The organism is Streptomyces sp. Ag82_O1-12, assembly GCF_900182715.1.
GTDB classification, from domain to species: domain Bacteria; phylum Actinomycetota; class Actinomycetes; order Streptomycetales; family Streptomycetaceae; genus Streptomyces; species Streptomyces massasporeus.
Window position 1 is genome coordinate 3,439,627 of sequence record NZ_FXUW01000001.1, and the last position, 22,920, is coordinate 3,462,546.

A 22,920-nucleotide genomic window follows, 5' to 3' on the forward strand; every position below is an offset into this window, starting at 1 on the left:
TGGCCAGGGTGATCGTTTTTAAGTCACAACCGTCACTCGTCTTGCACGTCAGTGCACAACTCGTGCAAGGATCCTGCGCCGTTGGTCACAACACCCTCACAGGAAACGGGGAGACACTGATGAGAGGTCGTTCCTTTTTCGCCGCGGCGGCGCTCGCGCTCGGCACGCTCGCACTGAGCTCGGCACCGGCCCAGGCCGGTTACAACGACGGCCGCTGCGACAGCGGTGAGCTGTGCATGTACTACCACTCGACCCAGTACGGCGCGTCGTCCTACGTCGACTACTACGACGAGGAGCCGAGCCACCACGACGACGTGTTCCGCTCCAGCGGCGCCGGCAAGGGCCTGGTCGTGGGCAACAACGCGTCGTCCGCGAAGTGCGAGGGCACCCGCTACAACTACGCGATCTTCTTCAACTCCAACTTCAACGGGCAGCGGCACAACCACACCTGCGACGGTGTGCGCCGCAACACGCCGGGCTGGCTGCAGAACAACAACGCCTCCAGCTACGAGCCCTTCTAGGACGCGGACGATCCCATGCCGCGCAGTACCACCGCACGACGGCTCGGGGCGGCGCTGGTGTGCGCCGCCCTCGGGCTGACCGCCTGCTCCTCGGGCTCCGATGACGACACGCCGGGCTCCCGCTCCAGCGCGGCCCCGCCCGTCGACTTCAAGAACCCTCCGAAGGTCAGCGCCACGCCCAGCATGGCCGCCTCGGTCAATCTCGAACTGCCGCTGGAGGCGTACGCCTGGACCGACGACGAGCTGCGCACCCGACGGCAGGGCGAGGACCTGCTCGCCGCCGCGTGCATGGGCGACTACGGGTTCGATCTGGAGCCCCGGCCGTCGTACCGGGGCGACAAGGCCCTGCGTGACGCCAACCGGTACGGGGTGTCCGACCCGGACAAGGCCTCCCGCTTCGGCTACCACCCGGACCCCGCCGCGCGTGGGCCCAAGCCGCCGAAGGAGAACTACTCCAGCGCCGAGTCGCTCGTGCTGTTCGGCCCGCGCGAGGGTGAGTCCGCCAAGGCGGAGCAGAACGGCAAGGCCATCCCCAAGGGGGGTTGCTGGGGCAAATCTCTGCGCGACCTCGCGTCCAAGGGGCCCAAGGTCCACCCGGACCAGGAGGAGTTCGCCGACCAGCTCGCCGGCTTCACCTACCAGGAGTCCCAGAAGGACTCCCGGGTGAAGAAGGCGTTCAGTGCCTGGTCCGCCTGCATGAAGAAGCAGGGCTACACCTACTCCTCCCCCATGGCGGCCGTCGAGGACAAGCGGTTCACCAAGGCCGCCACCGCCTCGGCCGAGGAGATCCGCGTCGCCACCGCCGATGTCACCTGCAAACGCGAGAACAACGTGATCGGTGTCTGGTACGCCGTCGAGGTCGCGTACCAGGAACGGGCCGTCGAGAAGAACGAGCAGCTGCTGAACACGCTCAAGGAACGCAAGAGCTCCATCCTCAAGGCCGCGGCCGCCGCCGGGGCCCGCTGACCCGACGGGACCCACACATGCGGCTCGCCCGCGCCGGTCTGGTCCTCCTTCTCGCCGCCGTCGTCACGTCGTGCGCGTCCCCGGAACCCTCCGGGCACGCCCGCCCGACGGGCGCGGCGGCGAGCGGGGACGCCACCGCCGGCCCGCCCCGGATCACCCTTCCGCTCGACCCCTACCAGGTGTCCGACGAGGACTTCGGCACCGTCTCGCGCGCCCTCACGGAGCTCACCGACCGGTGCATGCGACGCCAGGGCCTCACCTACGAGGCACCGGCACCGCAGGACACCACCCCGACGAGCCCCACCGGACACGAACGCCGCTACGGCATCACCGTGCTGGAGACGGCCCGCACCCACGGCTACCACCTGGTCGGCGCACCCGAGCGGGAGCCGAAGCAGCCCAAGCGCTCCAAGGCCTACGAACGTGCCCTGACCGGCACGGGCAGACCGCTGGACGACGGCGAGTTCGACGACGGCTGCACCGGCGAGGCGCACCGCGAGCTGGAGTCCGGGATCGACATGGAGGCCGTCGACCTCCCCCAGTGGTACAAGCGCGACTCCTTCCAGCGCTCCCTGGAGGATCCACGGGTGAAGGCCGCCTTCGCCGCCTGGTCGCGCTGCATGGCCGAGGCGGGCCACCGCTACGCCACCCCGCTGGACCCGCCCGCCGACCCCGGCGTCATGGGCCGCACGGTGACGGACCACGAGCGGTCGGTGGCCGTGGCCGACATCACCTGCAAGCGGCGTACGGGACTGGTGGACGCCTGGCAGCGGGTGGAGAGCACGCTCCAGCGGAGCACCGTCACCACCCGGGCCGCACAGCTGAAGAAGGCGGGCGCGGAGGCCGAGAGGCTCATCGCGCGCGCCGGCAAGATCCTCGCGGCCGACGGCGGCTGACCGCCGTACGGGCCGCGCGTACACATCCACCAAAACAACGAGGGGACCTCACATGAACCGCTGGGCCACGCTCGCCGCCGCCGGTGCCGCGGCGCTCACTTCCGTCTTCGCCTTCTCGGGCACCGCCTCCGCCGCCAACGGCGTGTGCTCCGTGCAGGAGACGTGCTTCTACTTCAACTCGAACACCTCGGGCTCGATGATCGACTACGAGGGCGACCAGTACACCCACCACGACGACTACTTCATCACCTCGGGCAGCGGCCAGAACCAGGTCGTCGGCAACAACGCCGCCTCCCTCTTCTGCAACATGGGGCCGCTGTTCACCTGCAAGACCTACTTCAACTCCGGCTACTCCGGCGACTCGTTCAAGACCCTCGGCGGCAAGCGGGTCAACCTGCCGTCCTGGCTGAAGAACAACAACGCCTCCAGCGAGTCCTACTACTCCGGCGGCTGCAGCGGCCCCGGCTGCTGATCACCGCGCGGCCGCGGCCACACGCACCGTGGGCCCCCTTCCCGGTCGGGAAGGGGGCCCACGGCCACGTCACGTCGGGTCAGCTCGCGGCGGCGTCCGCCCGCACCGCGGGGCGCCGGGAGGCGATGACCTTCCGCGCCAGCGTCCGCGGGCTGGTCAGGAAGCCCCAGCCCCACGACATGTGCATCGTGGCCAGCGCCACGGGGATCTGCAGCCGCGCCTTCAGCGGCAGGCCCTTGCCCGCCGGAAGCGAGCCGAGCAGGATCGCCGCGAGATAACCGCCGGGCACGACGAAGCCCCACGGCGTCAGCAGGGCGCCCACCAGGATCCCGGCCCCGATCGCGCACACGGCGGTCGGCGGGGCGAGGTAGCGCAGGTTGATCGAGCCCTCGTGGAAGCGGGCGACCACGTGCCGCCAGCGGCCGTAGTCCTTGTACTGCTTGGCCAGCGCCTTCATGCTCGGCCGCGGCCGGTACGACACCTTCAGCTCGGGCGAGAACCAGATCAGGCCGCCGGCCTCACGGATGCGGAAGTTCAGCTCCCAGTCCTGGGCGCGGATGAACTCCACGTTGTAGCCGCCCTGCTGCTCCAGCGCCTCGCGCCGGAACACCCCGAGATAGACGGTCTCGGCCGGGCCGGCCTGACCGCCGGTGTGGAAGGCGGCGTTGCCGACCCCGATCTTCGAGGTCATCGCGGCGGCGACCGCGTGCTCCCAGTCGTTCTCACCCTCGGCGTGCATGATGCCGCCGACGTTCTGCGCGCCGGTCTCCTCCAGGAGCCGTACGGCGGTCGCGATGTAGTTCGGCGAGAGCATGCCGTGCCCGTCGACGCGGACGACGATCGGGTGCCGGGAGGCATTGATCGCCGCGTTCAGCGCCGCGGGCGTACGGCCGGTCGGGTTGGGGACGGTGTGGATACGCGCGTCTTCGGCCACGAGCTCGGCGGCGATCTCGTCCGTGCGGTCCGTGGACGGACCGAGGGCGATCACGACCTCCATCTCGCCGGCGTACTCCTGCGCGAGGATCGCTTGGACTGCTCCCCGCAGATGCCGCTCCTCGTTGAGGACGGGCATGATCACGGAAACGGCGGGGTGCCGCACGTCGGGATTGGCGTTCATAGGGGCCTCACGTTACCGCGAACGGGGGACAGCGGTGCGCGCCGCCGGGGCGGTGGCGCGGGCCGCAGATCGTATCGGCCTACGGTTTCACGGATCCCACATACGGCCGTCGTCCGGAGGTGCCCCATGCCCACGCCGCCGCGGTCCCCTCGGTCCACCGCCGCTCCCCGCCGCCGCCCGCAACCCCCCGCCCCCCGCCGTGCTCCGCGCAGGCCCGCACCGCCCGCGCGGCGGCCGCGCTGGGCCATGCGGGCGGTCACCACGCTGTCCGTGGTGGTCCTCGCCTCCGCCGGCATCGGGCACGCGGTCATGACCAGCCTGGACGCGGACATCGCCCGGGTCGACCCCTTCAAGGACATGAAGAACCGCCCGCAGGCCGGCCACGGCATGAACGTCCTGCTGGTCGGCACCGACGGCCGCGAGAAGATCAGCAAGGAGGAGCGCCGCAAGTACCGGCTGGGCGGCGCGCCCTGCCACTGCACCGACACGGTCATGATCGTGCACATCTCCGAGGACCGGGAACGGGCCAGCGTGGTGAGCCTGCCGCGCGACTCGTACGCCGTGACGCCTCCGCATGTCGACCGGGTGTCGGGCAAGCGGCACCACGGGCACCCCGTCAAGCTGAACGCCGCGTACGCCGAGGGCGGGCCGCAGCTGACCGTGCGCACCGTCGAGAGCATGACGAAGGTGAAGATCGACCACTATCTGGAGGTCGACTTCACCAGCTTCATGAAGACGGTGGACGTGGTCGGGGGCGTGCGGATCTGCACGGCCGACCCCCTCAAGGACAGCTACACCGGCCTGGACCTGCCGGCCGGGCGGCACACCCTGGCGGGCGGGCAGGCGCTTCAGTTCGTCCGCGCCCGCCACGTCGACGGGGCGTCCGACCTGGGCCGGATGAAGCGGCAGCAGCGCTTCATGGCGGCCCTCGTGGAACGGCTCACCTCGTCCGGGATCCTCCTCAACCCGATGAAGTTCCGGGACGTGACCCGGGCGGTGCTCGGCTCGGTACGGGCCGACAAGGGCTTCGGCACGGGCGAGATGCTGGACCTGGGCCGCGCCATGCGGAACTTCTCCCCCTCCTCCTCCGAGTTCACGACCGTCCCGATCGGGCGGATGGGGTTCGTCGTGAAGGGCGTCGGCTCGACGCTGAAGTGGGACCCGGTGAAGTCGGAGCGGCTCTTCCAGGCCCTGCGCAAGGACCAGCCGCTGTCCGTGCACCGGCCGCGCGGCGCGGCCCGGGTCGTCCCGGTCGCCCCGCAGCAGATCCGCGTCCAGGTGGAGAACGGCACCGGCACGCCCGGCCTCGGACGCCGCGTGGACGCGGCCCTGGCCTCGACGGGCTTCCGCACGACCCACGCCCCCGTGAACGCCGCCACCCGTGACGTGAAACGCACGGTCGTCGCCTACGACCCCCGCTGGGACCGCTCGGCACGGTCCCTGGCGACCGCCCTGCCGGGCAGCGAACTGCGGGTGGTCAAGGGCCTGGGCGCGACCCTGAAGGTGATCGCGGGCCCGGACTTCGAACGCGTCCGCAAGGTACGGGCCGAGGACCCGGGGCAGGGCGAGTTCGGGGTGGTGCGGGGGGACGAGGTGGCGTGCGGCTAGGAGGCCGGACGGCGCGGGTCGGTCCGGGCCGGGGCGGGTCAGTCCGGGGGAGGACGTGGCGTCCGGCCGGGAGACCGTGCCGCGCGAGTGGTCCAGCGAAGCCAGGCGGCACGCGGCCGGAAGACCAGACCGCACGGGTAGCCCGGCCCGGCCGGGTGAGGCGGCACGCGGCCCGGAGGCCGGGCCGCGCCGGTCAGTCCTCGAAGCCCTCTGCCGCTCGCTTCTCGCGGAGGTCCATGATCGCGCGGCGGCGGGCCAGGCGGTGGGTGCGGCGGATCTGGGCCTCCTGGTAGCGGCGATTGTCGCGCTCGGTCTCCGGGAGGACCGGCGGGACCCGGCGGGGCTTGCCGTCGGCGTCGACCGCGGCGAAGACGAGGTAGGCGGAGCCGACCTGCGTGGCCGGGGCGGACTCGTTCCAGCGTTCGGCCAGGACCCGGACGCCGACCTCCATGGACGTCCGGCCGGTCCAGTTGACCTGGGCCTTGACGTGCACCAGGTCACCGACGCGGACCGGCTCCAGGAACGCCATCTCGTCCATGGACGCGGTGACCGCCGGCCCGCCGGAGTGCCGCCCCGCCACGGCCCCCGCCGCGTCGTCGACCAGCTTCATGATCACCCCACCGTGCACGGTCCCCAGAAGGTTCGTGTCGTTGTGGGTCATGATGTGGCTGAGGGTGGTGCGGGACGCCGAAGTCGGCTTGCCCGGGATATCCGTACTGCCGGAATCCGCAGCTGGGGCCAGGTCTGTCATGGCCCCTACCTTATGCCGAGGCGGCATGAGGGGGATTTGTGTCAGCTTCGCCACAGCCGTGCTCTGATTTTCCGACGACTCTTGTATGGGTCACTACGGAGACCTGCACACTGGGGCGCATGAATGACTGGCCCGAGGGATACACCGGCGACAACCGCGGCAGCCGCTACGGACGCGGCAGCTCGAGCGCACAGCCCGAGAGCGCCCGCGTCATGCGGCAGGTCCGCCGCGGTCCGGCGGCATCGCCCGGGCAGGCGGGATATGGCGGCGGAGTACCTCCGCAGCCCTCGTACGTCGACGGCGGCGGCCACGGCCCCGGCGACGGCTACGACAGCGGCTACAACACCGGCCAGGTCTACGGCTCCCCCGGGGGCAGAGGCCCCGGCGGCCCGGGCGACGGCATGTACGAGCCGCGCCCCGCCCCCAACTGGCGCCGCCGGATCAAGGTGACGGCCATCACCCTGGTGACACTGCTGGTCGTCACGAGCGTCGGCACGTACTTCTGGGCGGACTCCAAGCTCAACCGCGACGTCGACCTGTCGAAGGTCATCGACCGTCCGGAGACGGGCGAGGGCACGAACTACCTGATCGTCGGCTCCGACAGCCGCAAGGGCATGTCGGCCGAGGAGAAGAAGAAGCTGCACACCGGGTCCGCCGAGGGCAAGCGCACGGACTCGATGATGATCCTGCACACCGGCGGCGGAGCCCCGACGCTGATCTCGCTGCCGCGTGACTCGAACGTCACGATCCCGTCGTTCAAGGGGTCCGACTCCGGCAAGCTCTACCCGAACACCGGCCGCCAGACGAAGCTGAACGCGGCCTACGCCGAGGACGGCCCGGAGCTGCTGGTGCGCACGGTGGAGGCCAACACGGGTCTGCACATCGACCACTACGTGGAGATCGGCTTCGCCGGCTTCGCGAACATCGTGGACGCGGTCGGCGGCGTCGAGATGGACATCCCGCAGGACATCAAGGACACCAAGTCCGGCGCGGACCTCAAGAAGGGCAAGCAGACGCTGAACGGCGAGCAGGCCCTCGCCTTCGTCCGCACCCGCTACGCGCTCGCCGGCTCCGACCTGGACCGTACGAAGAACCAGCAGAAGTTCCTGTCGGCCCTGGCCAACCAGGTCGCCACCCCGAGCACGGTCCTCAACCCGTTCAGGCTGTACCCGACCATGAGCGCCGGTCTGGACACCCTCGTGGTCGACAAGGACATGGGCCTGTTCGACCTGGCGTCCATGTTCTGGGCGATGAAGGGCGTCAGCGGCGGCGAGGGGAAGTCGATGAACATGCCGATCGCGGGCAACACCGCCAATGGCAATCTCCAGTGGGACACGGCGAAGGTGAAGACGCTGGTGAACCAGCTGAAGAACGACGAGCAGGTCACCGTCTCGGGCAACTGAGCGGACACCGTCCCGGGCGACCGGGCGGGCGGACAGCGGAAGGGGGGCACCCGGGCCGGGTGCCCCCCTTCCGCTGTCTGCGGCGGTTCTCACATCGACGCGGCCGACATCGAGCGGCACATCTCGGCGCAGCGGCGACACGCCTCGGCGCAGCGCATCATCTGCGCGTCGTCCGGCATGGACATACACGCCTCGGCGCACATGTCACAGGCCCGGGCGCACATCGCGCACATCTCGGCCATGAGGGGCGAGCGGCGCATCATCATGTCGGCGCACATGCGCGTCATCTCGGCGCAGTCCATGACCATGCGCATGATCTGCATCTGGGCCGGGCCGCCCATCTGCAGGCAGGAGCTCATGGTCTCCTCGCACACGCTGTGGCAGGTCATGCACGCCTGGACGCAGTCCTGCATCTCCTTGGTCAGCGGGGTGGTGGTGGTGGGCTGCTGGGTCATGACGTCCTCCAGGGGGTGGCGGGAGCCGCGGATCGACACCCGCACCTCTCGTCCTACGCCTGTGGCCCCATGAGCACCACAGGGCGGACCCGCCCGTGTGCGGTGCTCTTCCGGTTGTGAGGCACGACGCACCGGGTGCTGCGTGAAACCGCCCGCAGCGGCAAAACGGGGTGCAGGCGCGCCGGGGGCCCGGCGTCGCGAGGGCGGGGCAGCGAGAAACACGTGCAGGGGGGAAACCCGGACATGACACAGCAGACGTACGACGAGACACGGACTACGGAGCCGAGAGGTCCCGAGGAGCAGAAACAGCGGCTGCGCAGACGGCTGGAGCGGCTGCTCGGCATCGCGGCGACCGAGGGCAACGAGCTGGTGCCGTTGCGCAACGGCGACGAGATCTTCCCGGCGATGCTGGCGGCCATCCGGGCCGCGGAGCACACCGTCGACATGATGACGTTCGTGTACTGGCGCGGCGAGGTCGCCCACGAGTTCGCCGCGGCCCTGGCCGAGCGGGCCCGCGCGGGTGTCCGGGTGCGGCTGCTGCTGGACGGCTTCGGGGCGAAGGAGATAGAGCGGGACCTGCTGGACGCCATGGACGAGGCCGGCGTCCACGTGGCCTGGTTCCGCAGACCCACGCGCCTGTCGCCGATGCGGCAGAACCACCGCTGCCACCGCAAGGTGCTGGTCACCGACGAGCACACCGCCTTCACCGGTGGCGTGGGCATCGCGGAGGAGTGGTGCGGCGACGCGCGGAACCCGGACGAGTGGCGCGACACCCACGTCCAGGTCCGCGGCCCCGCCGTGGACGGCATCGCCGCGGCCTTCGCCCAGAACTGGGCCGAGTGCCACGACGACCTCTACGACGACCACGACCGCTTCACCGCCCAGGAGCAGCCGGGCCGGGCCACGGTCCAGGTCGTGCGGGGCTCGGCCGCCTTCGGCTGGCAGGACATGCAGACGGTCCTGCGGGTCCTGATCACCTCGGCGCAGGAACGCCTGCGGCTGGCGACGGCCTACTTCGCCCCCGACTCCTACTTCATCGACCTGCTGGCCGCGGCGGCCCGCCGCGGGGTCCAGGTCGAGATCCTGCTGCCCGGCCCGCACACCGACCAGCGGGCGTGCCTGCTGGCCGGGCGGCAGTACTACCAGACGCTCGTCGACGCCGGTGTGGACGTGCGGGAGTACCAGCCGACCATGCTCCACACGAAGATCATCACGGTGGACGGGGTCTGCTCCCTCATCGGCTCCACCAACTTCAACCGCCGCTCCACGGAGCACGACGAGGAGGTCGTCCTGGCCGTCCTCGACGAGGACTTCACCGCGCGGCTCGACGCCGACTTCGAGGCCGACCGCAAGCACAGCGACCCGATCGACCCGGCCCTCTGGAAGCGCCGCCCGCTGTCCGAGCGCCTGGCCGAGGCGGCGGTGACCCCGATCCGCCGTTTCCTGTGAGACACGTCGGCCCCCAGCACGAGCCGGGGGCCGAGGAGCGTCCACGGGGACGGGTCACGGCAGGTTGCGCGCCATGACGATGCGCTGGACCTGGTTCGTGCCCTCGTAAATCTGGGTGATCTTGGCGTCGCGCATCATGCGCTCCACCGGGTAGTCGCGCGTGTAGCCGTAGCCGCCGAGGAGCTGGACCGCGTCGGTGGTGACCTCCATCGCCACGTCCGAGGCGAAGCACTTGGCGGCGGCACCGAGGTAGGTGAGGTCGGCGTCGAGGCGCTGGGAGGCGGCGGCGGCCTGGTAGGTCAGGGCGCGGGCGGCCGAGATCTTCATGGCCATGTCGGCGAGCATGAACTGGATGCCCTGGAAGTCGGCGATCGGCTTGCCGAACTGCTTGCGCTCCTGGACGTAGCCCTTGGCGTAGTCGAGGGCGCCCTGGGCGATGCCGAGGGCCTGGGCGGCGATGGTGATGCGGGTGTGGTCGAGGGTCTTCATCGCCGTGGCGAAGCCGGTGCCCTCCTCGCCGATCATGCGGTCGGCGGGGATGCGGACGTTGTCGAGGTAGACCTCACGGGTCGGGGAGCCCTTGATGCCGAGCTTCTTCTCGGGGGCACCGAAGGAGACGCCCTCGTCGGACTTCTCGACGACGAAGGCGGAGATGCCCTTGGAGCGCTTGGTGGGGTCGGTGACGGCCATCACCGTGTAGTACTCGGACTCGCCGGCGTTGGTGATCCAGCGCTTCACGCCGTTGAGGATCCAGTGGTCGCCGTCGCGGACGGCCTTGGTCTTCATGCCGGCGGCGTCGGAGCCGGCGTCCGGCTCGGAGAGGCAGTAGGAGAACATGCCCTCGCCCTTGGCGAGCGGGGTCATGTACCGCTTCTTGAGGTCCTCGGAGCCGGAGAGGATCACCGGCAGGGAGCCCAGCTTGTTCACGGCAGGGATGAGGGAGGAGGAGGCGCAGACCCGGGCGACCTCCTCGATCACTATGACGGTGGCCAGCGCGTCCGCGCCGGAGCCGCCGTACTCCTCGGGTACGTGCACGGCGTGCAGGTCGTTCGCGACCAGGGCCTGGAGGGCCTCGCGCGGGAAGCGGGCCTCCTCGTCCACCGCGGCGGCGTGCGGCGCGATCTTCGCCTCGGCCAGGGAACGGACGGCGTCACGGAGCATGTCGTGCTCCTCGGACGGGCGGTACAGGTCGAAGTCAGCCGATCCGGCCAAGGTCTCTCACGCTCCAAAACACTGCGATGCTGACGCTAACTACCGTTAAGTAATCAAAAGTTTATGGGGTCGCCCACGCGAGTGATACGTGAGCTAGGCGACAGCGGAGAAGTTGCCCGGTGAAGCGCGCCGCCATGCCCCGGCTATGCTCGGGCGCGCACCGCATGCCGTAGACCCCTGGAGTACCCATGGCCCTGAAGATCACCGTGATCGGCACCGGTTATCTCGGCGCGACACATGCGGCGGCCATGGCCGAGCTGGGCTTCGAGGTGCTCGCCCTCGACGTGGTGCGCGAGAAGATCGAGAAGCTGGAGCGCGCCGAGGCCCCGATGTACGAGCCGGGGCTGGATGAGCTGCTGCGCAAGCACGTGGCCGGCATCGAGGGGTCCAGCGGACGGTTGCGCTTCACCCAGGACTGGGCGGAGATCGGCGCGTTCGGCGATGTGCACTTCGTCTGCGTGAACACCCCGCAGCGACACGGCGAGTACGCCTGCGACATGAGTTACGTCGACGCCGCGATCGCCTCGCTCGCGCCGCATCTGCACGGTCCGGCGCTGGTCGTCGGCAAGTCGACCGTGCCGGTCGGCTCCGCGGACCGCCTCGCGGCCTACCTGGCCGCGCACGCGCCCGCCGGACAGGACGCCGAACTGGCGTGGAACCCGGAGTTCCTGCGTGAGGGGTTCGCCGTCGACGACACGCTGCACCCCGACCGTCTCGTGGTGGGCGTGCGCAGCGAGCGGGCCGAGAAGCTGCTGCGGCAGGTGTACGCGACGCCGATCGCCGAGGGCTCGCCGTTCGTGGTGACCGACTTCCCGACCTCGGAGCTGGTGAAGACCTCCGCCAACTCCTTCCTCGCCACGAAGATCTCGTTCATCAACGCGATGGCGGAGGTGTGCGAGGCCGCGGGCGGTGACGTCGCCAAGCTGGCCGAGGCCATCGGCTACGACGACCGGATCGGAAGGAAGTTCCTCCGGGCCGGGATCGGTTTCGGCGGCGGGTGTCTGCCGAAGGACATCCGGGCGTTCATGGCGCGCGCCGGTGAGCTGGGCGCGGACCAGGCGCTGACGTTCCTGCGGGAGATCGACTCGATCAACATGCGCCAGCGCGGGCAGATGGTGGAGCTGGCCCGGCAGGCGCTGGGCGGTGGGCCGTTCCTGGGCAAGCGGGTGGCGGTGCTGGGTGCGACCTTCAAGCCCGACTCCGACGACGTGCGGGACTCGCCCGCGCTGAACGTGGCCGGGCAGATCCACCTCCAGGGCGGCCAGGTCACGGTCTACGACCCGAAGGGTATGGACAACGCCCGCGGTGTGTTCCCGACGCTCGGCTACGCCGACTCGGCGCTGGACGCCGTGCGCGGGGCCGACATCGTGCTGCATCTGACGGAGTGGCGGGAGTTCCGCGAGCTGGACGCCGAGGCCCTCGGCGAGGTCGCGGCGGCGCGGGTCATCCTGGACGGCCGCAACGCCCTGGACCCGGAGCTCTGGCGCAAGGCCGGCTGGACGTACCGGGCGATGGGGCGTCCCAGGGCCTGAGCGGGCGCGTCACACAGGCGACGCCGGTTCGGCCGAGGCTCAGTCGGCCGAACCGGCGTCTTCGTGCATTCTGCACCACCGGGCCGTGCGGCGGGGCGGCCAACGGCCTTCTGAGGGAGCTCCGGGGGGCGCGCCGCCGCGGAGATCCGCCGGAAGCCCCTACACCTCCTTGGCCCGGTAGCGGCGCATCTTCGCGCGGGCCCCGCAGACCTGCATGGAGCACCAGCGGCCGCGGCCGGCCGGGCTGCGGTCGTAGTAGGCCCAGTGGCAGTCGGCGGCCGCGCAGGCCTTGAGGCGGGCCCAGGTGCCGGCGACCAGGGCCTCGGCGACGGCGGCGGCCACGCGCGCGTGCAGGGAGCGGTCGTCGGCGGGGGTCAGGGCGGCCGAGCCGTCCGCCGCGTCGACGGTGACGAGGAGCGGGGCCTCGGCCAGGAGCACGCCGAGCGGGGTGACCTCGCGGTGCGGCGGGTGGCCGGCGTGGGCGAGCAGGGTCGCGCGCAGGGATTCGCGCAGGGTGCGGGCCCGGTCCGTCTCCTCCGCGGTGATGCCGAGGCGCTCCCGGACCTCGGGTGTGTCCAGCGCGTCGGCGCCGGACTCGATGTCCAGCGTGTTCACCAGGGCCTCGACCAGGGTCAGGCCGCCGGGCGCGGGTGATCTCTCCGTCATGGCTGGACCGTACCTCTCGCGATTCCCCTTGCGAGGTTACCGCCAATGCGGGAGTATGCGGTAACGGTTACTGGTTGCCCGCCTCTGCGGGTAACGGCGACTTCGAGGAGGAAGTCATGGCTCTCGCCAAGCTGGGTGTCGTCGTCCTGGACTGTCCCGACCCGCGCGCACTGGCCGGTTTCTACGCCGAGGTGCTCGGCGGCACGCCGACGGTGGAGACCGACGGGCAGGACGAGTGGGTCGACCTCAAGGTGCCGGGCGGCACACCACTGGCCTTCCAGGCCTCGCCCGGGTACGTACCGCCGCAGTGGCCGTCTCCCGACGGGGCGCAGCAGTTCCACCTCGACCTGGTGGTGGACGACCTGGACGCGGCCGAGAAGGGAGTGCTGGCGCTCGGCGCGAAGCCGCTGGACGCGGAGGACCGGGAGCGGACCTTCCGGGTTTACGCCGACCCGGCCGGGCACCCGTTCTGCCTCTGCGCCTGCTGACACCGGGAGGCCCCATGTCCGCCGTGGCACGTTTCCGTTCCGTGGTCGTCGACTGCCCCGAACCCCGCGAGCTGGCCCGCTTCTACGCCCGGGTCGGCGGCGGCACACCGGAGGACGGCGACCCCGACTGGGTGGTGCTGCGTCTTCCCGACGGGCCCCGGCTCGCCTTCCAGCGCTCCCCCGGCTACACGGCGCCGGAGTGGCCGCGGGCCGACCGCAACGCCCAGCAGTTCCACCTCGACTTCGACGCCGGGTCGACCTGGGACGAGATCGACGCGGCGGAGGAGCGGGTACTGGCGCTGGGCGCTCGGGTGCTGGACAAGGAGGACGACGAGAAGAAGGACTTCCGCGTCTACGCCGATCCGGTGGGGCACCCGTTCTGCCTGTGCCGGATCGAGCACGACTGACCCGGGGCGATCGGCTCGGGCACGATCGACCTGACGGGCCCTCTCCGGCGGCAGGCCCGTTTGACGGCGGACGACGTGGGTCGCCGCCCCGCCGGGGAGGGTGTGGCGCTGGTGTCGGATGTGACGCGGATGCCGGAACGGGCGCGCGGTACGCGGACCGACCGACGACCGAGGTTGGCCCGTCCGGCGGCAGGCCCGGCCGACGGCGGGTCGCTACCCGTCCAGCTCCGAGATCGTCGCCGTGGACGGCTCGCGGCGCTGCTGGACGGCGCGGGCCGTGAAGTCGGCGCCGCGCAGGACACGCTGGACGTTGCCCCAGGTCAGCAGCGCCACGTCCGCCTCCTCCCAGCCGCGCCTCAGCAGCTCGGCGATCAGCCGCGGATAGCAGGAGGTGTCGCCGAGCTCCTGCGGGTGCGCGGCTCCGGAGTCATACGTGCCGGACAGTCCGACGCAGTGCGCTCCGGCCACGGCGCGGACGTGGTCGAGGTGGTCGGCGACATCGCGGACGGTCGGGCCGGTCTGCTCGGCGGTCAGCGGCACCAGGCACAGCCCCTTGGCCGCGCCGAGCTCCGCCAGGAGGTCGTCGGGGAGGTTGGCCGGGTGGGGGCGCAGGCTCCGGGCCGCGGAGCGGCTGCACAGCACGGGCGCCCGGGACAGGCTCAGGACGCGGCGCAGGGTCTGGGCGGAGGCGCCGGAGAGGTCCGCGATCACACCGAGGCGGTTCATCTCGCGTACCACCTCCTCGCCGAACCGGGTCAGGCCCGCCTCGCTCGCCCAGGACACGCCGGTCAGCGTGAGGACGCGCAGGCCGAGCAGGTGCAGCTGGCGCAGGATGCCGAGCGAGTCGCCCAGGGACGGGGCGCCGGCGGGGCCGAGGAGCACGGCGACGCGGCCGCAGTTGCGGGCGTCCGCGACCTGCCCGGCCGTGCAGGCCGGCCGCAGCCCCTCCTCACAGGTCCGGACGACGGTCTTCGCCAGGTCCAGCTGCTCCAGGGTGGCGCCGACGGCCCGGTCGCCGTCCAGGCCCTCGGGCAGGTGCAACGACCAGAACAGCGCGCCCACATGGCCGCTGCGCAGCCGGGGCACGTCCGTGTCGACGGTGCTCTCGCCGTCCTCCAGGTCGTACCAGGACAGGCGCTTGAGCGCCCAGGGCAGTCCGTTGTAGCCGTCGGCGACGGGGTGCGCGGCCAGGATGGCGCGGGCCCGGGTCATGGGCGCGTCGTCCGGGTCGGAGACGGGCTCGTAGGACTCCGCCGTGACGATGCCCTCGTCGGGGTACGGCTCGGCCAGTTCGTCGAGCTCGCCGGCGGCCGCGGCGGTGGTGCGCAGGTCGTCCTGGAGGTCTGCCATGGCGGCTCCGTACGGTCGTTCGTGAGGTACGGTCACCGTCGCACGGAGCGGGGAGTGGTTCCTGGTGGGCGGGGCGTTCGGAGTACGGCGCGGGCCTGGCGGGCGGGTGCCCTCAGGACAGCCGGGCCGCGTCGATCACCTCGTCCAGGGTGTCCCGGGAGCGGACCAGGTCGGCGATCATCCGGTCGATGCGGGCGCGCTCGGCGGTGAGGTCGGCGACCAGCTTCGGCGTGGCGACGACGGAGGGGCCGCCGTCGGTGTCCCGCATGCAGGGCAGCAGCTGGACGATCTTCTCGCTGCACAGTCCCGCCGCGAACAGCTCCTGGATCCGGATGACCCGGTCCACGGCAGCCTCCGGGTACTCCCGGTGCCCGCCGGGGGTCCGCTCGGCGGACAGCATGCCCTGCTTCTCGTAGTAGCGCAGCGACCGCTCGCTGACGTTGGTTCGCCGGGCCAGTTCACCGATCCGCATGTGCCACCCCCGGACTTGATTGTGACATTGGTGTCAGGTTCTAGCGTACGGGTATGACGCAGCACACGACAGCACTCTTCGAACCGGCTCGTCTGCCCGGGCTGGACCTGCCCAGCCGTCTGGTGATGGCACCGCTGACCCGCAACCGGGCCGAGGCCGACGGCACCCCGACCCCGCTCATGGCCGAGTACTACGCCCAGCGCGCCTCGGCCGGCCTGATCATCGCCGAGGCCTCGACACCGAACGCGGTCGGTCAGACGTACCCCGACATCGCCGCCATCCACAGTCCGGCCCACGTGGCCGGCTGGCGGCAGGTCACGGACGCCGTACGGGACGCGGGCGGGCGGATGTTCCTCCAGCTCCAGCACGGCGGCCGGGTCGGCCACCCCGCGACCAGCGGGCTCACGCCGCTGGCGCCCTCGCCCGTCCCCCTGCCCGAGACGATCCACACGCCGCAGGGGCGCCTGCCGGCCGTCGTCCCCCTGGAGATGACCACCGAGGACATCCGCAGCACCGTCGCCGACTTCGCGAAGGCCGCCCGGAACGCGATCGACGCCGGGTTCGAGGGCGTCGAGGTGCACTCCGCCAACGGCCATCTGCTGCACCAGTTCCTGGCCCGCAACACCAATCTCCGCACCGACGGCTACGGCGGTTCCGTCGCCGCCCGGATCCGGTTCACGGCCGAGGTGACCGAGGCCGTGGCCGCCGAGATCGGGGCCGGGCGGACGGGGCTGCGGGTCTCCCCCGGCAACACGGTCAACGGCATCGCGGAGGGCGAGACGGAGGAGCTCTACCCGGCGCTCGCCGAGCGGCTGGGCGGGCTGGGGCTCGCGTATCTGCACCTGGTGCGCTCCGACCCCGACACGGAGGTGTTCCGTTCGGTGCGCGCCGCCTGGCCGGGCCTGCTCATCGGCAACCCGGTGCTGAGCGAGTTCACCACGCGGGAGGTGCGCCGGGCGTCCGAGGCGCTGCTGGCCGCCGGTGCCGACCTGATCGCGCTCGGCCGGCCCTTCCTCGCCAACCCCGACCTGGTGGCGCGGCTGCGGCTCGGGGCGCCGCTCAACGCGATGCGCGACCGGTACTTCATGTACGTGGGCGGGGCGACCGGCTACACCGACTACCCCGCCCTCGACGATCAGCCGGCGGACGCGTCCAGCGACTCGATCGTGGCGTTGGACGGCGACCGCGTCGCCTGAAGCCCCCGGGCCACGTCCTCCGCCGCGTCCAGCACCCGGACCGCGTTCTTCCAGGTCAGCTTGGCCAGATCGGCCTTGGACCAGCCGCGGTCGAGCAGTTCGGCGAGGAGGTTCGGGTAGCCGGAGACGTCGGCGAGGCCGTCGGGCGTGAAGGCCGTGCCGTCGTAGTCGCCGCCGATGCCGAGGTGGTCGATGCCGGCCGCCTCGCGCATGTGGTCCAGGTGGTCGGCGACCGTCGACACCGTCGCGACCGGCCGCGGGTGCCGCTCCTCGAAGGCGCGGTGGACCTTCATGGCCTCCGCGGTGGTGTCGAGGTGGTGGAAGCCGTGGGCGCGCATGTTCTCGTCGGCCGCGGCCGTCCAGTCCACGGCCGCCTGGAGCACGAACTTCGGCACGAACGTCACCATCGCCATGCCGCCGTTGGCGGGCAGCCGCTCCAGGACGTCGTCGGGGACATTGCGCGGGTGGTCGCACACGGCCCGGGCGGAGGAGTGGGAGAAGATCACCGGGGCGGAGCTCGCGTCGAGCGCGTCCCGCATGGTCGTCGCCGCCACGTGGGAGAGGTCGACGAGCATGCCGAGCCGGTTCATCTCCCGGACGACCTCACGGCCGAACGCGGTCAGACCACCGGCTTTCGGCTCGTCGGTCGCGGAGTCCGCCCAGTCCACGTTGTCGTTGTGGGTGAGGGTCATGTACCGCACACCGAGGCCGTACAGGCCGCGCAGGGTGCCCAGGGAGTTGGCGATGGAGTGGCCGCCCTCCGCTCCCATGAGGGAGGCGACACGCCCCTCCCCGCGCGCGGCCTCCATGTCGGCGGCGGTGAGCGCGGGGCGCAGGTCCTCGGGGTGGCGGGTCAGCAACTGCCGTACACAGTCGATCTGTTCGAGCGTGGCGGCGACCGGGTCGGGCGAGTCCGTGCGGACGTACACCGACCAGTACTGGGCGCCGACCCCGCCCGCGCGCAGCCGGGGGATGTCGGTGTGCAGATGGGCGCTCTGGTCGGCGGCGATGTCGCGGGCGTCGAGGTCGTAGCGGACCTGCTCGCGCAGCGCCCAGGGCAGGTCGTTGTGGCCGTCGACGACCGGGAACTCGCGCAGGAGCTCCCGGGCTGCCTCCTGGGAGGTCATCGTCGTCACTTCCCCGCGCCGAAGCCGAATCCGCCCGAGCCCTCGACCTTGGAGCGCAGGCGCTTGCCCTTCTCGGTGGCCTGGTCGTTCAGCTCCTGCTGGAAGTCGCGCATCCGGCCGCGCAGTTCCTCGTCGTGCGCGGCGAGGATGCGGGCCGCCAGCAGACCGGCGTTGCGGGCACCGGCGACGGAGACCGTGGCGACGGGGACACCGGCCGGCATCTGCACGATGGACAGGAGGCTGTCCATGCCGTCGAGGTACTTCAGCGGCACGGGCACGCCGATGACGGGCAGCGGGGTCACGGAGGCGAGCATGCCGGGCAGGTGGGCGGCGCCGCCCGCCCCGGCGATGATCACCTTGAGCCCGCGGCCGTCGGCCTGCTCGCCGTAGGCGACCATCTCGCGCGGCATGCGGTGCGCGGAGACGACGTCGACCTCGTAGGCGATCTCGAACTCGTCGAGGGCCTTGGCGGCGGCCTCCATGACGGGCCAGTCGGAGTCCGACCCCATGACGATGCCAACAACAGGGCTCATTCGGTGATGGTGCCTCTCAGGTAGCCGGCTGCGTGACGGGCGCGCTCCAGCACGTCGTCGAGGTCGTCGCCGTAGGTGTTGACGTGACCGACCTTGCGGCCGGGCTTCACGTCCTTGCCGTACATGTGGATCTTGAGCTGGGGGTCGCGGGCCATGCAGTGCAGGTACGCGGAGTACATGTCGGGGTAGTCGCCGCCGAGGACGTTGACCATGACCGTCCACGCGGCGCGCGGGCGCGGGTCGCCGAGGGGCAGGTCCAGGACCGCACGGACGTGGTTGGCGAACTGGCTGGTGACGGCGCCGTCCATCGACCAGTGGCCGGAGTTGTGCGGGCGCATCGCGAGCTCGTTGACGAGGATGCGACCGTCGCGGGTCTGGAACAGCTCGACCGCGAGGTGGCCGACGACGCCGAGCTCCTTGGCGATGTTCAGCGCCATCTCGGAGGCCTCCAGGGCGAGGGCCTCGTCGAGGTCGGGCGCCGGGGCGACGACCGTGTCGCAGACGCCGTTGACCTGGCGGGACTCCACGACCGGGTAGGCCACGGCCTGGCCGTGCGGGGAGCGGACCACGTTGGCGGCGAGCTCGCGCAGGAAGTCGACCTTCTCCTCGGCGAGCACGGGGACACCGGCCTTGAACGGGTCGGCGGCCTCCTCGACGGAGTCGACGACCCATACGCCCTTGCCGTCGTAGCCGCCGCGGACGGTCTTGAGGACGACCGGGAATCCGTCGCCCTCCGCCGCGAAGGCGGCCACGTCCTGCGGATCGGAGACGATCCTGTGTCTGGGGCAGGGGACGCCGATCGCGTCGAGCTTCGCGCGCATCACCCCCTTGTCCTGGGCGTGCACGAGCGCGTCGGGGCCGGGGCGCACGGGGATGCCGTCCGCCTCCAGGGCCCGGAGGTGCTCGGTGGGTACGTGTTCGTGATCGAAGGTGATCACATCGCACCCCCGGGCGAACTCGCGCAGCGTGTCGAGGTCGCGATAGTCGCCGACGACGACATCGCTCACGACCTGCGCAGCGGAGTCCTGCGGGGTGTCACTGAGGAGCTTGAACCTGATGCCCAGCGGGATGCCCGCCTCGTGTGTCATACGAGCGAGCTGGCCACCGCCGACCATGCCGACTACGGGGAACGTCACTCCCTCAGGGTATCGGCCGCGCCAGGGTGGCCGGTTTCCCGTCCCTCCCCGGGGCCGCCCGGACCATCTCCGGCGCTCCACCGGCATCCGCAGGAAGATCGCGCGGGAGGGTGGTTAGCATGGCTGGGTTGACGCCGACGACCGGACGGGGGCCTGCACGACCATGGGACATGGTGCATCTCGGCTCCGACGGATCGTCCGCGAAGTCGCCAAGTTCGGTGCGGTGGGCGGTGCCGGGGTGCTGGTCAACCTCGCCGTCTTCAACCTGGTGCGGCACACCACCGACCTCCAGGTGGTGCGCGCGAGCGTGATCGCGACCGTCGTCGCGATCGTCTTCAACTACGTCGGCTTCCGCTACTTCACGTACCGCGACCGGGACAAGAGCCGCCGCACGCGTGAGATGACTCTCTTCCTGCTGTTCAGCGCGATCGGCCTGGTCATCGAGAACGGCGTGCTGTACGCGGCCACGTACGGCTTCGGCTGGAACACCCCGCTGCAGAACAACGTCTTCAAGTTCCTCGGCATCGGCATCGCGACCCTGTTCCGCTTCTGGTCCTACCGCTCCTGGGTCTTCCAGGCGCTCCCCGCCCACGAGACGCCGGCTCCCCCGGCCACCGTCCTCCGGAACGGGCAGACCGTCCCCCCGAAGACGAAGCAGCAGGTGCCGTAGCCCTCCGGGCCGGGGCCGCTCCGGGGCGATACACCTAGCGGACCGTCGGTTCCTCGTCCTCATCGGGCTTGTGCAGGGGGGTGCGGGACAGGAACAGGCCGAAGATCGGGGGCTTGGTCTGGAGCATTTCCAGGCGGCCGCCGTCGGCCTCCGCCAGGTCGCGGGCCACGGCCAGGCCGATGCCCGTGGAGTTGCGGCCGCTGATCGCCCGCTCGAAGATCCGGGCGCCGAGGTCGGCGGGGATGCCGGGGCCCTCGTCCGTGACCTCGATGACCGCCTGGTTGCCGGTGACGCGGGTGCGCAGGGCCACCGTGCCGCCGCCGTGCATGAGGGAGTTCTCGATCAGCGCGGCCAGGACCTGCGCGACCGCGCCGGGCGTGCCCACCGCGCGCAGATGCCGTTTGCCGGAGCTGACGATCGCCCGGCCCGCGCTGCGGTACGCCGGGCGCCACTCCGCGAGCTGCTGCTGGATGACCTCGTCGAGGTCGAAGGAGACGGCGGAGCCGGTGCGCGGATCGCGGGAGTTCGTCAGCAGCCGCTCCACGACGTCCGTGAGCCGCTCGACCTGCGTCAGCGCGATCGTCGCCTCCTCCTTCACCGTGTCCGGGTCGTCGGTGAGGGTGATCTCCTCCAGCCGCATCGACAGCGCCGTCAGCGGCGTGCGCAGCTGGTGGGAGGCGTCCGCGGCCAGTCGGCGTTCGGCGGTCAGCATGCGGGCGATGCGCTCGGCGGAGCCGTCCAGCACGTCCGCCACCCGGTCCAGCTCGGGCACCCCGTACCGCTTGTGCCGGGGCCGTGGATCGCCCGAGCCGAGCCGCTCGGCCGTCTCCGCGAGGTCGGTCAGCGGCGACGCCAGCCGGTTCGCCTGGCGGACGGCAAGCAGGACCGCGGCCACCACCGCCAGCAGCGCGACCAGCGCGATGATCAGCAGGGTCCGGCCGACCTCACGGGTCACCGAGGAGCGCGGCTCCTGGACGGTGACGGTCTCGCCCTCCTCGCCGGGCGCGGTCGCGCTGATGACGTCCCCGGCGGGCTTCGTGCCCACCTCGATGGGCGACTCCCCGGGGATGCGGATCACCGCGTAGTAGCGGTTCTGCGTGACCTGGTCGCGCAGCACCTCCGCGTCGACCTGCTGCGCCCCGAAGAGCCGGCTGTCGACGATGCTGGCGAGCCGTACGGCCTCGGACTCCACCCGTTCCTGGGCACTGTTGCTGATCGTCCGGGTCTCGACGATGACGAGGGAGACGCCGAAGACGGCGATCACGACGAGCACCACGGCGAGCGTGGACTGGATCAGTCGGCGACGCATGTCCTGTTACCCGAGCCCGCCTCGCGGCTCAGCTCTTCTCGAAACGGAAACCCACACCGCGCACGGTGGCGATGTAGCGGGGGTTGGCCGCGTCGTCGCCGAGCTTCTTGCGCAGCCAGGAGATGTGCATGTCGAGGGTCTTGGTCGACGACCACCACGTCGTGTCCCAGACCTCCCGCATCAGCTGGTCGCGGGTGACGACCCGGCCCGCGTCGCGCACCAGCACCCGCAGCAGGTCGAACTCCTTGGCGGTGAGCTGGAGCTCCTCCTCGCCCATCCAGGCGCGGTGCGACTCGACGTCGATGCGCACGCCGTGCGTGGCGGGCGGCTGCTGCGTCTCGGAGGCGCCGCGCCGGAGCAGGGCCCGCACGCGCGCGAGCAGTTCGGCGAGCCGGAACGGCTTGGTGACGTAGTCGTCGGCGCCCGCGTCGAGCCCGACGACGGTGTCCACCTCGTCGGCGCGCGCGGTCAGGATGAGGATCGGGATGGCGTGGCCTTCGCCCCGCAGGCGGCGGGCCACCTCCAGGCCGTCCATGCCGGGCAGACCGAGGTCGAGCACGACCAGGTCGACTCCGCCCTGCAGTCCGGCGTCGAGAGCGGTGGGTCCGTCCTCGCGGACCTCGACCTCGTAGCCCTCCCGGCGCAGAGCGCGGGCCAGCGGCTCCGAGATGGACGCATCGTCCTCGGCGAGCAGTACACGGGTCATGAGGTGATGGTAGACCTGCGACGCCCTGAGCTGGGGTGTGACCGGAATCCTTGATTCTTACCGCTGGCATACCCGGTTCTTACGCACCGGAGGTAGGTGCACGAACCTCTGCCTGTGGGGTGCGATCCTGGTAAGGACCTTGGAAACCGAGCGCACGGTTCCGTCGTCACCTGTGATCCGTGTCTCAAGCCCTTCCATATGCGGCGGTGTCCTGCCGTATGGTGATTCAACGCCTGTAACACCACGGCGACCTTCGGAGGCCGTTTGCCCTGAGGGTCTCTTTTGTGTGCGGGCCGGTTCCCGCCGGCCCCCAACGTGAAACGACCTGTGGCCGGGCCTCGTAGTGCGGCGACGCGCGTAGAGGCGTGGATCCCGGTGGCGACCGCCCACTGCTCCGTGACCCGGAGCGGACCCCCGTAGGCGTCGGGCGGACGGCCGTACCCACCGGTGCCGGCAGCCCCCACCGGGCGCACCACCG

The 22,920-nt window shown here is 71.2% G+C and carries 24 protein-coding genes; 12 read left to right on the forward strand and 12 right to left on the reverse strand.

Going from position 1 to position 22,920, the window contains the following annotated elements; all coding sequences use genetic code 11:
- The first annotated feature begins 119 nt into the window (after positions 1 to 119).
- Genes QOL88_RS15625 through QOL88_RS15640 form a run of 4 tightly spaced genes read left to right on the forward strand, consistent with a single transcriptional unit; the run spans position 120 to position 2,855 of the window.
- Positions 120 to 521, forward strand: a complete 402-nt coding sequence (locus QOL88_RS15625; RefSeq protein WP_031107102.1) for a hypothetical protein — start codon at positions 120 to 122, stop codon at positions 519 to 521.
- A gap of 15 nt (positions 522 to 536) precedes the next feature.
- Positions 537 to 1,487, forward strand: coding sequence for a hypothetical protein (locus tag QOL88_RS15630; RefSeq protein ID WP_097217013.1), 951 nt, complete (start codon positions 537 to 539; stop codon positions 1,485 to 1,487).
- 17 nt (positions 1,488 to 1,504) lie between these two features.
- A complete protein-coding gene (locus QOL88_RS15635; RefSeq protein WP_097217014.1) occupies positions 1,505 to 2,383 on the forward strand; it encodes a hypothetical protein in 879 nt (292 codons plus the stop codon).
- Positions 2,384 to 2,435: 52 nt separating this feature from the next.
- A complete protein-coding gene (locus QOL88_RS15640) occupies positions 2,436 to 2,855 on the forward strand; it encodes a hypothetical protein (protein WP_031107106.1) in 420 nt (139 codons plus the stop codon).
- Between the two features lie 79 nt (positions 2,856 to 2,934).
- On the opposite strand, the gene QOL88_RS15645 is transcribed toward QOL88_RS15640, so the two are convergent.
- The gene (locus QOL88_RS15645; protein ID WP_097217015.1) at positions 2,935 to 3,972 is read right to left on the reverse strand and encodes a glycosyltransferase family 2 protein; all 1,038 of its coding nucleotides are present in this window, start codon (positions 3,970 to 3,972) and stop codon (positions 2,935 to 2,937) included.
- A gap of 126 nt (positions 3,973 to 4,098) precedes the next feature.
- Here QOL88_RS15645 and QOL88_RS15650 point away from each other — a divergent pair, with 126 nt between their 5' ends.
- The gene (locus QOL88_RS15650; RefSeq protein WP_097217016.1) at positions 4,099 to 5,580 is read left to right on the forward strand and encodes an LCP family protein; all 1,482 of its coding nucleotides are present in this window, start codon (positions 4,099 to 4,101) and stop codon (positions 5,578 to 5,580) included.
- Between the two features lie 193 nt (positions 5,581 to 5,773).
- On the opposite strand, the gene QOL88_RS15655 is transcribed toward QOL88_RS15650, so the two are convergent.
- Positions 5,774 to 6,358 carry an acyl-CoA thioesterase gene (locus QOL88_RS15655; RefSeq protein WP_097217017.1) on the reverse strand — a complete coding sequence of 195 codons (585 nt, stop codon included), beginning with the start codon at positions 6,356 to 6,358 and terminating at the stop codon, positions 5,774 to 5,776.
- A 92-nt stretch (positions 6,359 to 6,450) separates the two neighbouring features.
- Between QOL88_RS15655 and QOL88_RS15660 the strand changes: the two genes are divergently transcribed.
- Complete coding sequence (locus QOL88_RS15660; RefSeq protein ID WP_097217018.1) at positions 6,451 to 7,734, forward strand: LCP family protein; 1,284 nt, start codon at positions 6,451 to 6,453, stop codon at positions 7,732 to 7,734.
- 89 nt (positions 7,735 to 7,823) lie between these two features.
- Here the strand turns inward: QOL88_RS15660 and QOL88_RS15665 are convergent, their stop codons facing one another.
- On the reverse strand, positions 7,824 to 8,189 hold the full coding sequence (locus QOL88_RS15665) for a four-helix bundle copper-binding protein (protein ID WP_097223013.1): 366 nt from the start codon (positions 8,187 to 8,189) through the stop codon (positions 7,824 to 7,826).
- A 243-nt stretch (positions 8,190 to 8,432) separates the two neighbouring features.
- Here QOL88_RS15665 and QOL88_RS15670 point away from each other — a divergent pair, with 243 nt between their 5' ends.
- Positions 8,433 to 9,638: a phospholipase D-like domain-containing protein gene (locus QOL88_RS15670; RefSeq protein ID WP_097217019.1), complete on the forward strand. Its 1,206-nt coding sequence runs from the start codon at positions 8,433 to 8,435 to the stop codon at positions 9,636 to 9,638.
- A 54-nt stretch (positions 9,639 to 9,692) separates the two neighbouring features.
- On the opposite strand, the gene QOL88_RS15675 is transcribed toward QOL88_RS15670, so the two are convergent.
- A complete protein-coding gene (locus QOL88_RS15675) occupies positions 9,693 to 10,850 on the reverse strand; it encodes an acyl-CoA dehydrogenase (RefSeq protein WP_097217020.1) in 1,158 nt (385 codons plus the stop codon).
- Positions 10,851 to 11,038: 188 nt separating this feature from the next.
- Here QOL88_RS15675 and QOL88_RS15680 point away from each other — a divergent pair, with 188 nt between their 5' ends.
- Positions 11,039 to 12,382 carry a UDP-glucose dehydrogenase family protein gene (locus tag QOL88_RS15680; protein ID WP_097217021.1) on the forward strand — a complete coding sequence of 448 codons (1,344 nt, stop codon included), beginning with the start codon at positions 11,039 to 11,041 and terminating at the stop codon, positions 12,380 to 12,382.
- 159 nt (positions 12,383 to 12,541) lie between these two features.
- Here QOL88_RS15680 and QOL88_RS15685 read toward each other — a convergent pair whose 3' ends face one another.
- Entirely contained in the window at positions 12,542 to 13,048 is a 507-nt protein-coding gene (locus tag QOL88_RS15685; protein ID WP_097217022.1) for a CGNR zinc finger domain-containing protein, read from the reverse strand.
- A gap of 116 nt (positions 13,049 to 13,164) precedes the next feature.
- On the opposite strand from QOL88_RS15685, the gene QOL88_RS15690 reads away from it, so the two are divergent.
- Positions 13,165 to 13,536, forward strand: a complete 372-nt coding sequence (locus tag QOL88_RS15690; RefSeq protein WP_097217023.1) for a VOC family protein — start codon at positions 13,165 to 13,167, stop codon at positions 13,534 to 13,536.
- Between the two features lie 14 nt (positions 13,537 to 13,550).
- On the forward strand, positions 13,551 to 13,943 hold the full coding sequence (locus QOL88_RS15695) for a VOC family protein (RefSeq protein WP_097217024.1): 393 nt from the start codon (positions 13,551 to 13,553) through the stop codon (positions 13,941 to 13,943).
- Between the two features lie 213 nt (positions 13,944 to 14,156).
- Here QOL88_RS15695 and QOL88_RS15700 read toward each other — a convergent pair whose 3' ends face one another.
- Together QOL88_RS15700 and QOL88_RS15705 are read right to left on the reverse strand one after the other, a co-directional pair.
- Entirely contained in the window at positions 14,157 to 15,293 is a 1,137-nt protein-coding gene (locus tag QOL88_RS15700) for a dipeptidase (RefSeq protein ID WP_097217025.1), read from the reverse strand.
- 112 nt (positions 15,294 to 15,405) lie between these two features.
- A complete protein-coding gene (locus tag QOL88_RS15705) occupies positions 15,406 to 15,765 on the reverse strand; it encodes a MerR family transcriptional regulator (RefSeq protein WP_097217026.1) in 360 nt (119 codons plus the stop codon).
- A 53-nt stretch (positions 15,766 to 15,818) separates the two neighbouring features.
- Here QOL88_RS15705 and QOL88_RS15710 point away from each other — a divergent pair, with 53 nt between their 5' ends.
- Positions 15,819 to 16,961: an alkene reductase gene (locus tag QOL88_RS15710; protein ID WP_097217027.1), complete on the forward strand. Its 1,143-nt coding sequence runs from the start codon at positions 15,819 to 15,821 to the stop codon at positions 16,959 to 16,961.
- Here the strand turns inward: QOL88_RS15710 and QOL88_RS15715 are convergent.
- From QOL88_RS15715 to QOL88_RS15725, 3 genes are read right to left on the reverse strand one after another with little or no spacing between them, the layout of a single operon-like run.
- Positions 16,901 to 18,088 carry a dipeptidase gene (locus tag QOL88_RS15715; protein ID WP_097217028.1) on the reverse strand — a complete coding sequence of 396 codons (1,188 nt, stop codon included), beginning with the start codon at positions 18,086 to 18,088 and terminating at the stop codon, positions 16,901 to 16,903. The two genes, QOL88_RS15710 and QOL88_RS15715, sit on opposite strands and share 61 nt — an antisense overlap.
- Positions 18,089 to 18,093: 5 nt before the next feature.
- Entirely contained in the window at positions 18,094 to 18,621 is a 528-nt protein-coding gene (gene purE, locus QOL88_RS15720; protein WP_078885255.1) for a 5-(carboxyamino)imidazole ribonucleotide mutase, read from the reverse strand.
- Positions 18,618 to 19,757 carry a 5-(carboxyamino)imidazole ribonucleotide synthase gene (locus QOL88_RS15725; protein ID WP_097217029.1) on the reverse strand — a complete coding sequence of 380 codons (1,140 nt, stop codon included), beginning with the start codon at positions 19,755 to 19,757 and terminating at the stop codon, positions 18,618 to 18,620. The genes purE and QOL88_RS15725 overlap by 4 nt, the downstream gene beginning before the upstream one ends.
- 163 nt (positions 19,758 to 19,920) lie before the next feature.
- On the opposite strand from QOL88_RS15725, the gene QOL88_RS15730 reads away from it, so the two are divergent.
- Positions 19,921 to 20,427 (forward strand): GtrA family protein, encoded by a 507-nt coding sequence (locus QOL88_RS15730; RefSeq protein ID WP_097217030.1) that lies wholly within the window; start codon positions 19,921 to 19,923, stop codon positions 20,425 to 20,427.
- 34 nt (positions 20,428 to 20,461) lie between these two features.
- On the opposite strand, the gene QOL88_RS15735 is transcribed toward QOL88_RS15730, so the two are convergent.
- Both QOL88_RS15735 and QOL88_RS15740 read right to left on the reverse strand, forming a co-directional pair.
- Positions 20,462 to 21,736, reverse strand: a complete 1,275-nt coding sequence (locus tag QOL88_RS15735; protein WP_097217031.1) for a sensor histidine kinase — start codon at positions 21,734 to 21,736, stop codon at positions 20,462 to 20,464.
- A gap of 28 nt (positions 21,737 to 21,764) precedes the next feature.
- Positions 21,765 to 22,442: a response regulator transcription factor gene (locus tag QOL88_RS15740; protein WP_097217032.1), complete on the reverse strand. Its 678-nt coding sequence runs from the start codon at positions 22,440 to 22,442 to the stop codon at positions 21,765 to 21,767.
- Positions 22,443 to 22,920: the final 478 nt, after the last annotated feature.

Bases quoted from the DNA above. Each gene is read 5' to 3' on its own strand.
- QOL88_RS15685 (WP_097217022.1), bottom strand. From the start codon at position 13,048: ATGACGGAGAGATCACCCGCGCCCGGCGGCCTGACCCTGGTCGAGGCC.
- QOL88_RS15660 (WP_097217018.1), top strand. From the start codon at position 6,451: ATGAATGACTGGCCCGAGGGATACACCGGCGACAACCGCGGCAGCCGC.
- QOL88_RS15655 (WP_097217017.1), bottom strand. From the start codon at position 6,358: ATGCCGCCTCGGCATAAGGTAGGGGCCATGACAGACCTGGCCCCAGCT.
- QOL88_RS15640 (WP_031107106.1), top strand. From the start codon at position 2,436: ATGAACCGCTGGGCCACGCTCGCCGCCGCCGGTGCCGCGGCGCTCACT.
- QOL88_RS15700 (WP_097217025.1), bottom strand. From the start codon at position 15,293: ATGGCAGACCTCCAGGACGACCTGCGCACCACCGCCGCGGCCGCCGGC.
- QOL88_RS15740 (WP_097217032.1), bottom strand. From the start codon at position 22,442: ATGACCCGTGTACTGCTCGCCGAGGACGATGCGTCCATCTCGGAGCCG.
- QOL88_RS15630 (WP_097217013.1), top strand. From the start codon at position 537: ATGCCGCGCAGTACCACCGCACGACGGCTCGGGGCGGCGCTGGTGTGC.
- QOL88_RS15665 (WP_097223013.1), bottom strand. From the start codon at position 8,189: ATGACCCAGCAGCCCACCACCACCACCCCGCTGACCAAGGAGATGCAG.
- QOL88_RS15710 (WP_097217027.1), top strand. From the start codon at position 15,819: ATGACGCAGCACACGACAGCACTCTTCGAACCGGCTCGTCTGCCCGGG.
- QOL88_RS15645 (WP_097217015.1), bottom strand. From the start codon at position 3,972: ATGAACGCCAATCCCGACGTGCGGCACCCCGCCGTTTCCGTGATCATG.
- QOL88_RS15705 (WP_097217026.1), bottom strand. From the start codon at position 15,765: ATGCGGATCGGTGAACTGGCCCGGCGAACCAACGTCAGCGAGCGGTCG.
- QOL88_RS15635 (WP_097217014.1), top strand. From the start codon at position 1,505: ATGCGGCTCGCCCGCGCCGGTCTGGTCCTCCTTCTCGCCGCCGTCGTC.
- QOL88_RS15670 (WP_097217019.1), top strand. From the start codon at position 8,433: ATGACACAGCAGACGTACGACGAGACACGGACTACGGAGCCGAGAGGT.
- QOL88_RS15680 (WP_097217021.1), top strand. From the start codon at position 11,039: ATGGCCCTGAAGATCACCGTGATCGGCACCGGTTATCTCGGCGCGACA.
- purE (WP_078885255.1), bottom strand. From the start codon at position 18,621: ATGAGCCCTGTTGTTGGCATCGTCATGGGGTCGGACTCCGACTGGCCC.
- QOL88_RS15625 (WP_031107102.1), top strand. From the start codon at position 120: ATGAGAGGTCGTTCCTTTTTCGCCGCGGCGGCGCTCGCGCTCGGCACG.
- QOL88_RS15735 (WP_097217031.1), bottom strand. From the start codon at position 21,736: ATGCGTCGCCGACTGATCCAGTCCACGCTCGCCGTGGTGCTCGTCGTG.
- QOL88_RS15715 (WP_097217028.1), bottom strand. From the start codon at position 18,088: ATGACCTCCCAGGAGGCAGCCCGGGAGCTCCTGCGCGAGTTCCCGGTC.
- QOL88_RS15650 (WP_097217016.1), top strand. From the start codon at position 4,099: ATGCCCACGCCGCCGCGGTCCCCTCGGTCCACCGCCGCTCCCCGCCGC.
- QOL88_RS15690 (WP_097217023.1), top strand. From the start codon at position 13,165: ATGGCTCTCGCCAAGCTGGGTGTCGTCGTCCTGGACTGTCCCGACCCG.
- QOL88_RS15695 (WP_097217024.1), top strand. From the start codon at position 13,551: ATGTCCGCCGTGGCACGTTTCCGTTCCGTGGTCGTCGACTGCCCCGAA.
- QOL88_RS15730 (WP_097217030.1), top strand. From the start codon at position 19,921: ATGGGACATGGTGCATCTCGGCTCCGACGGATCGTCCGCGAAGTCGCC.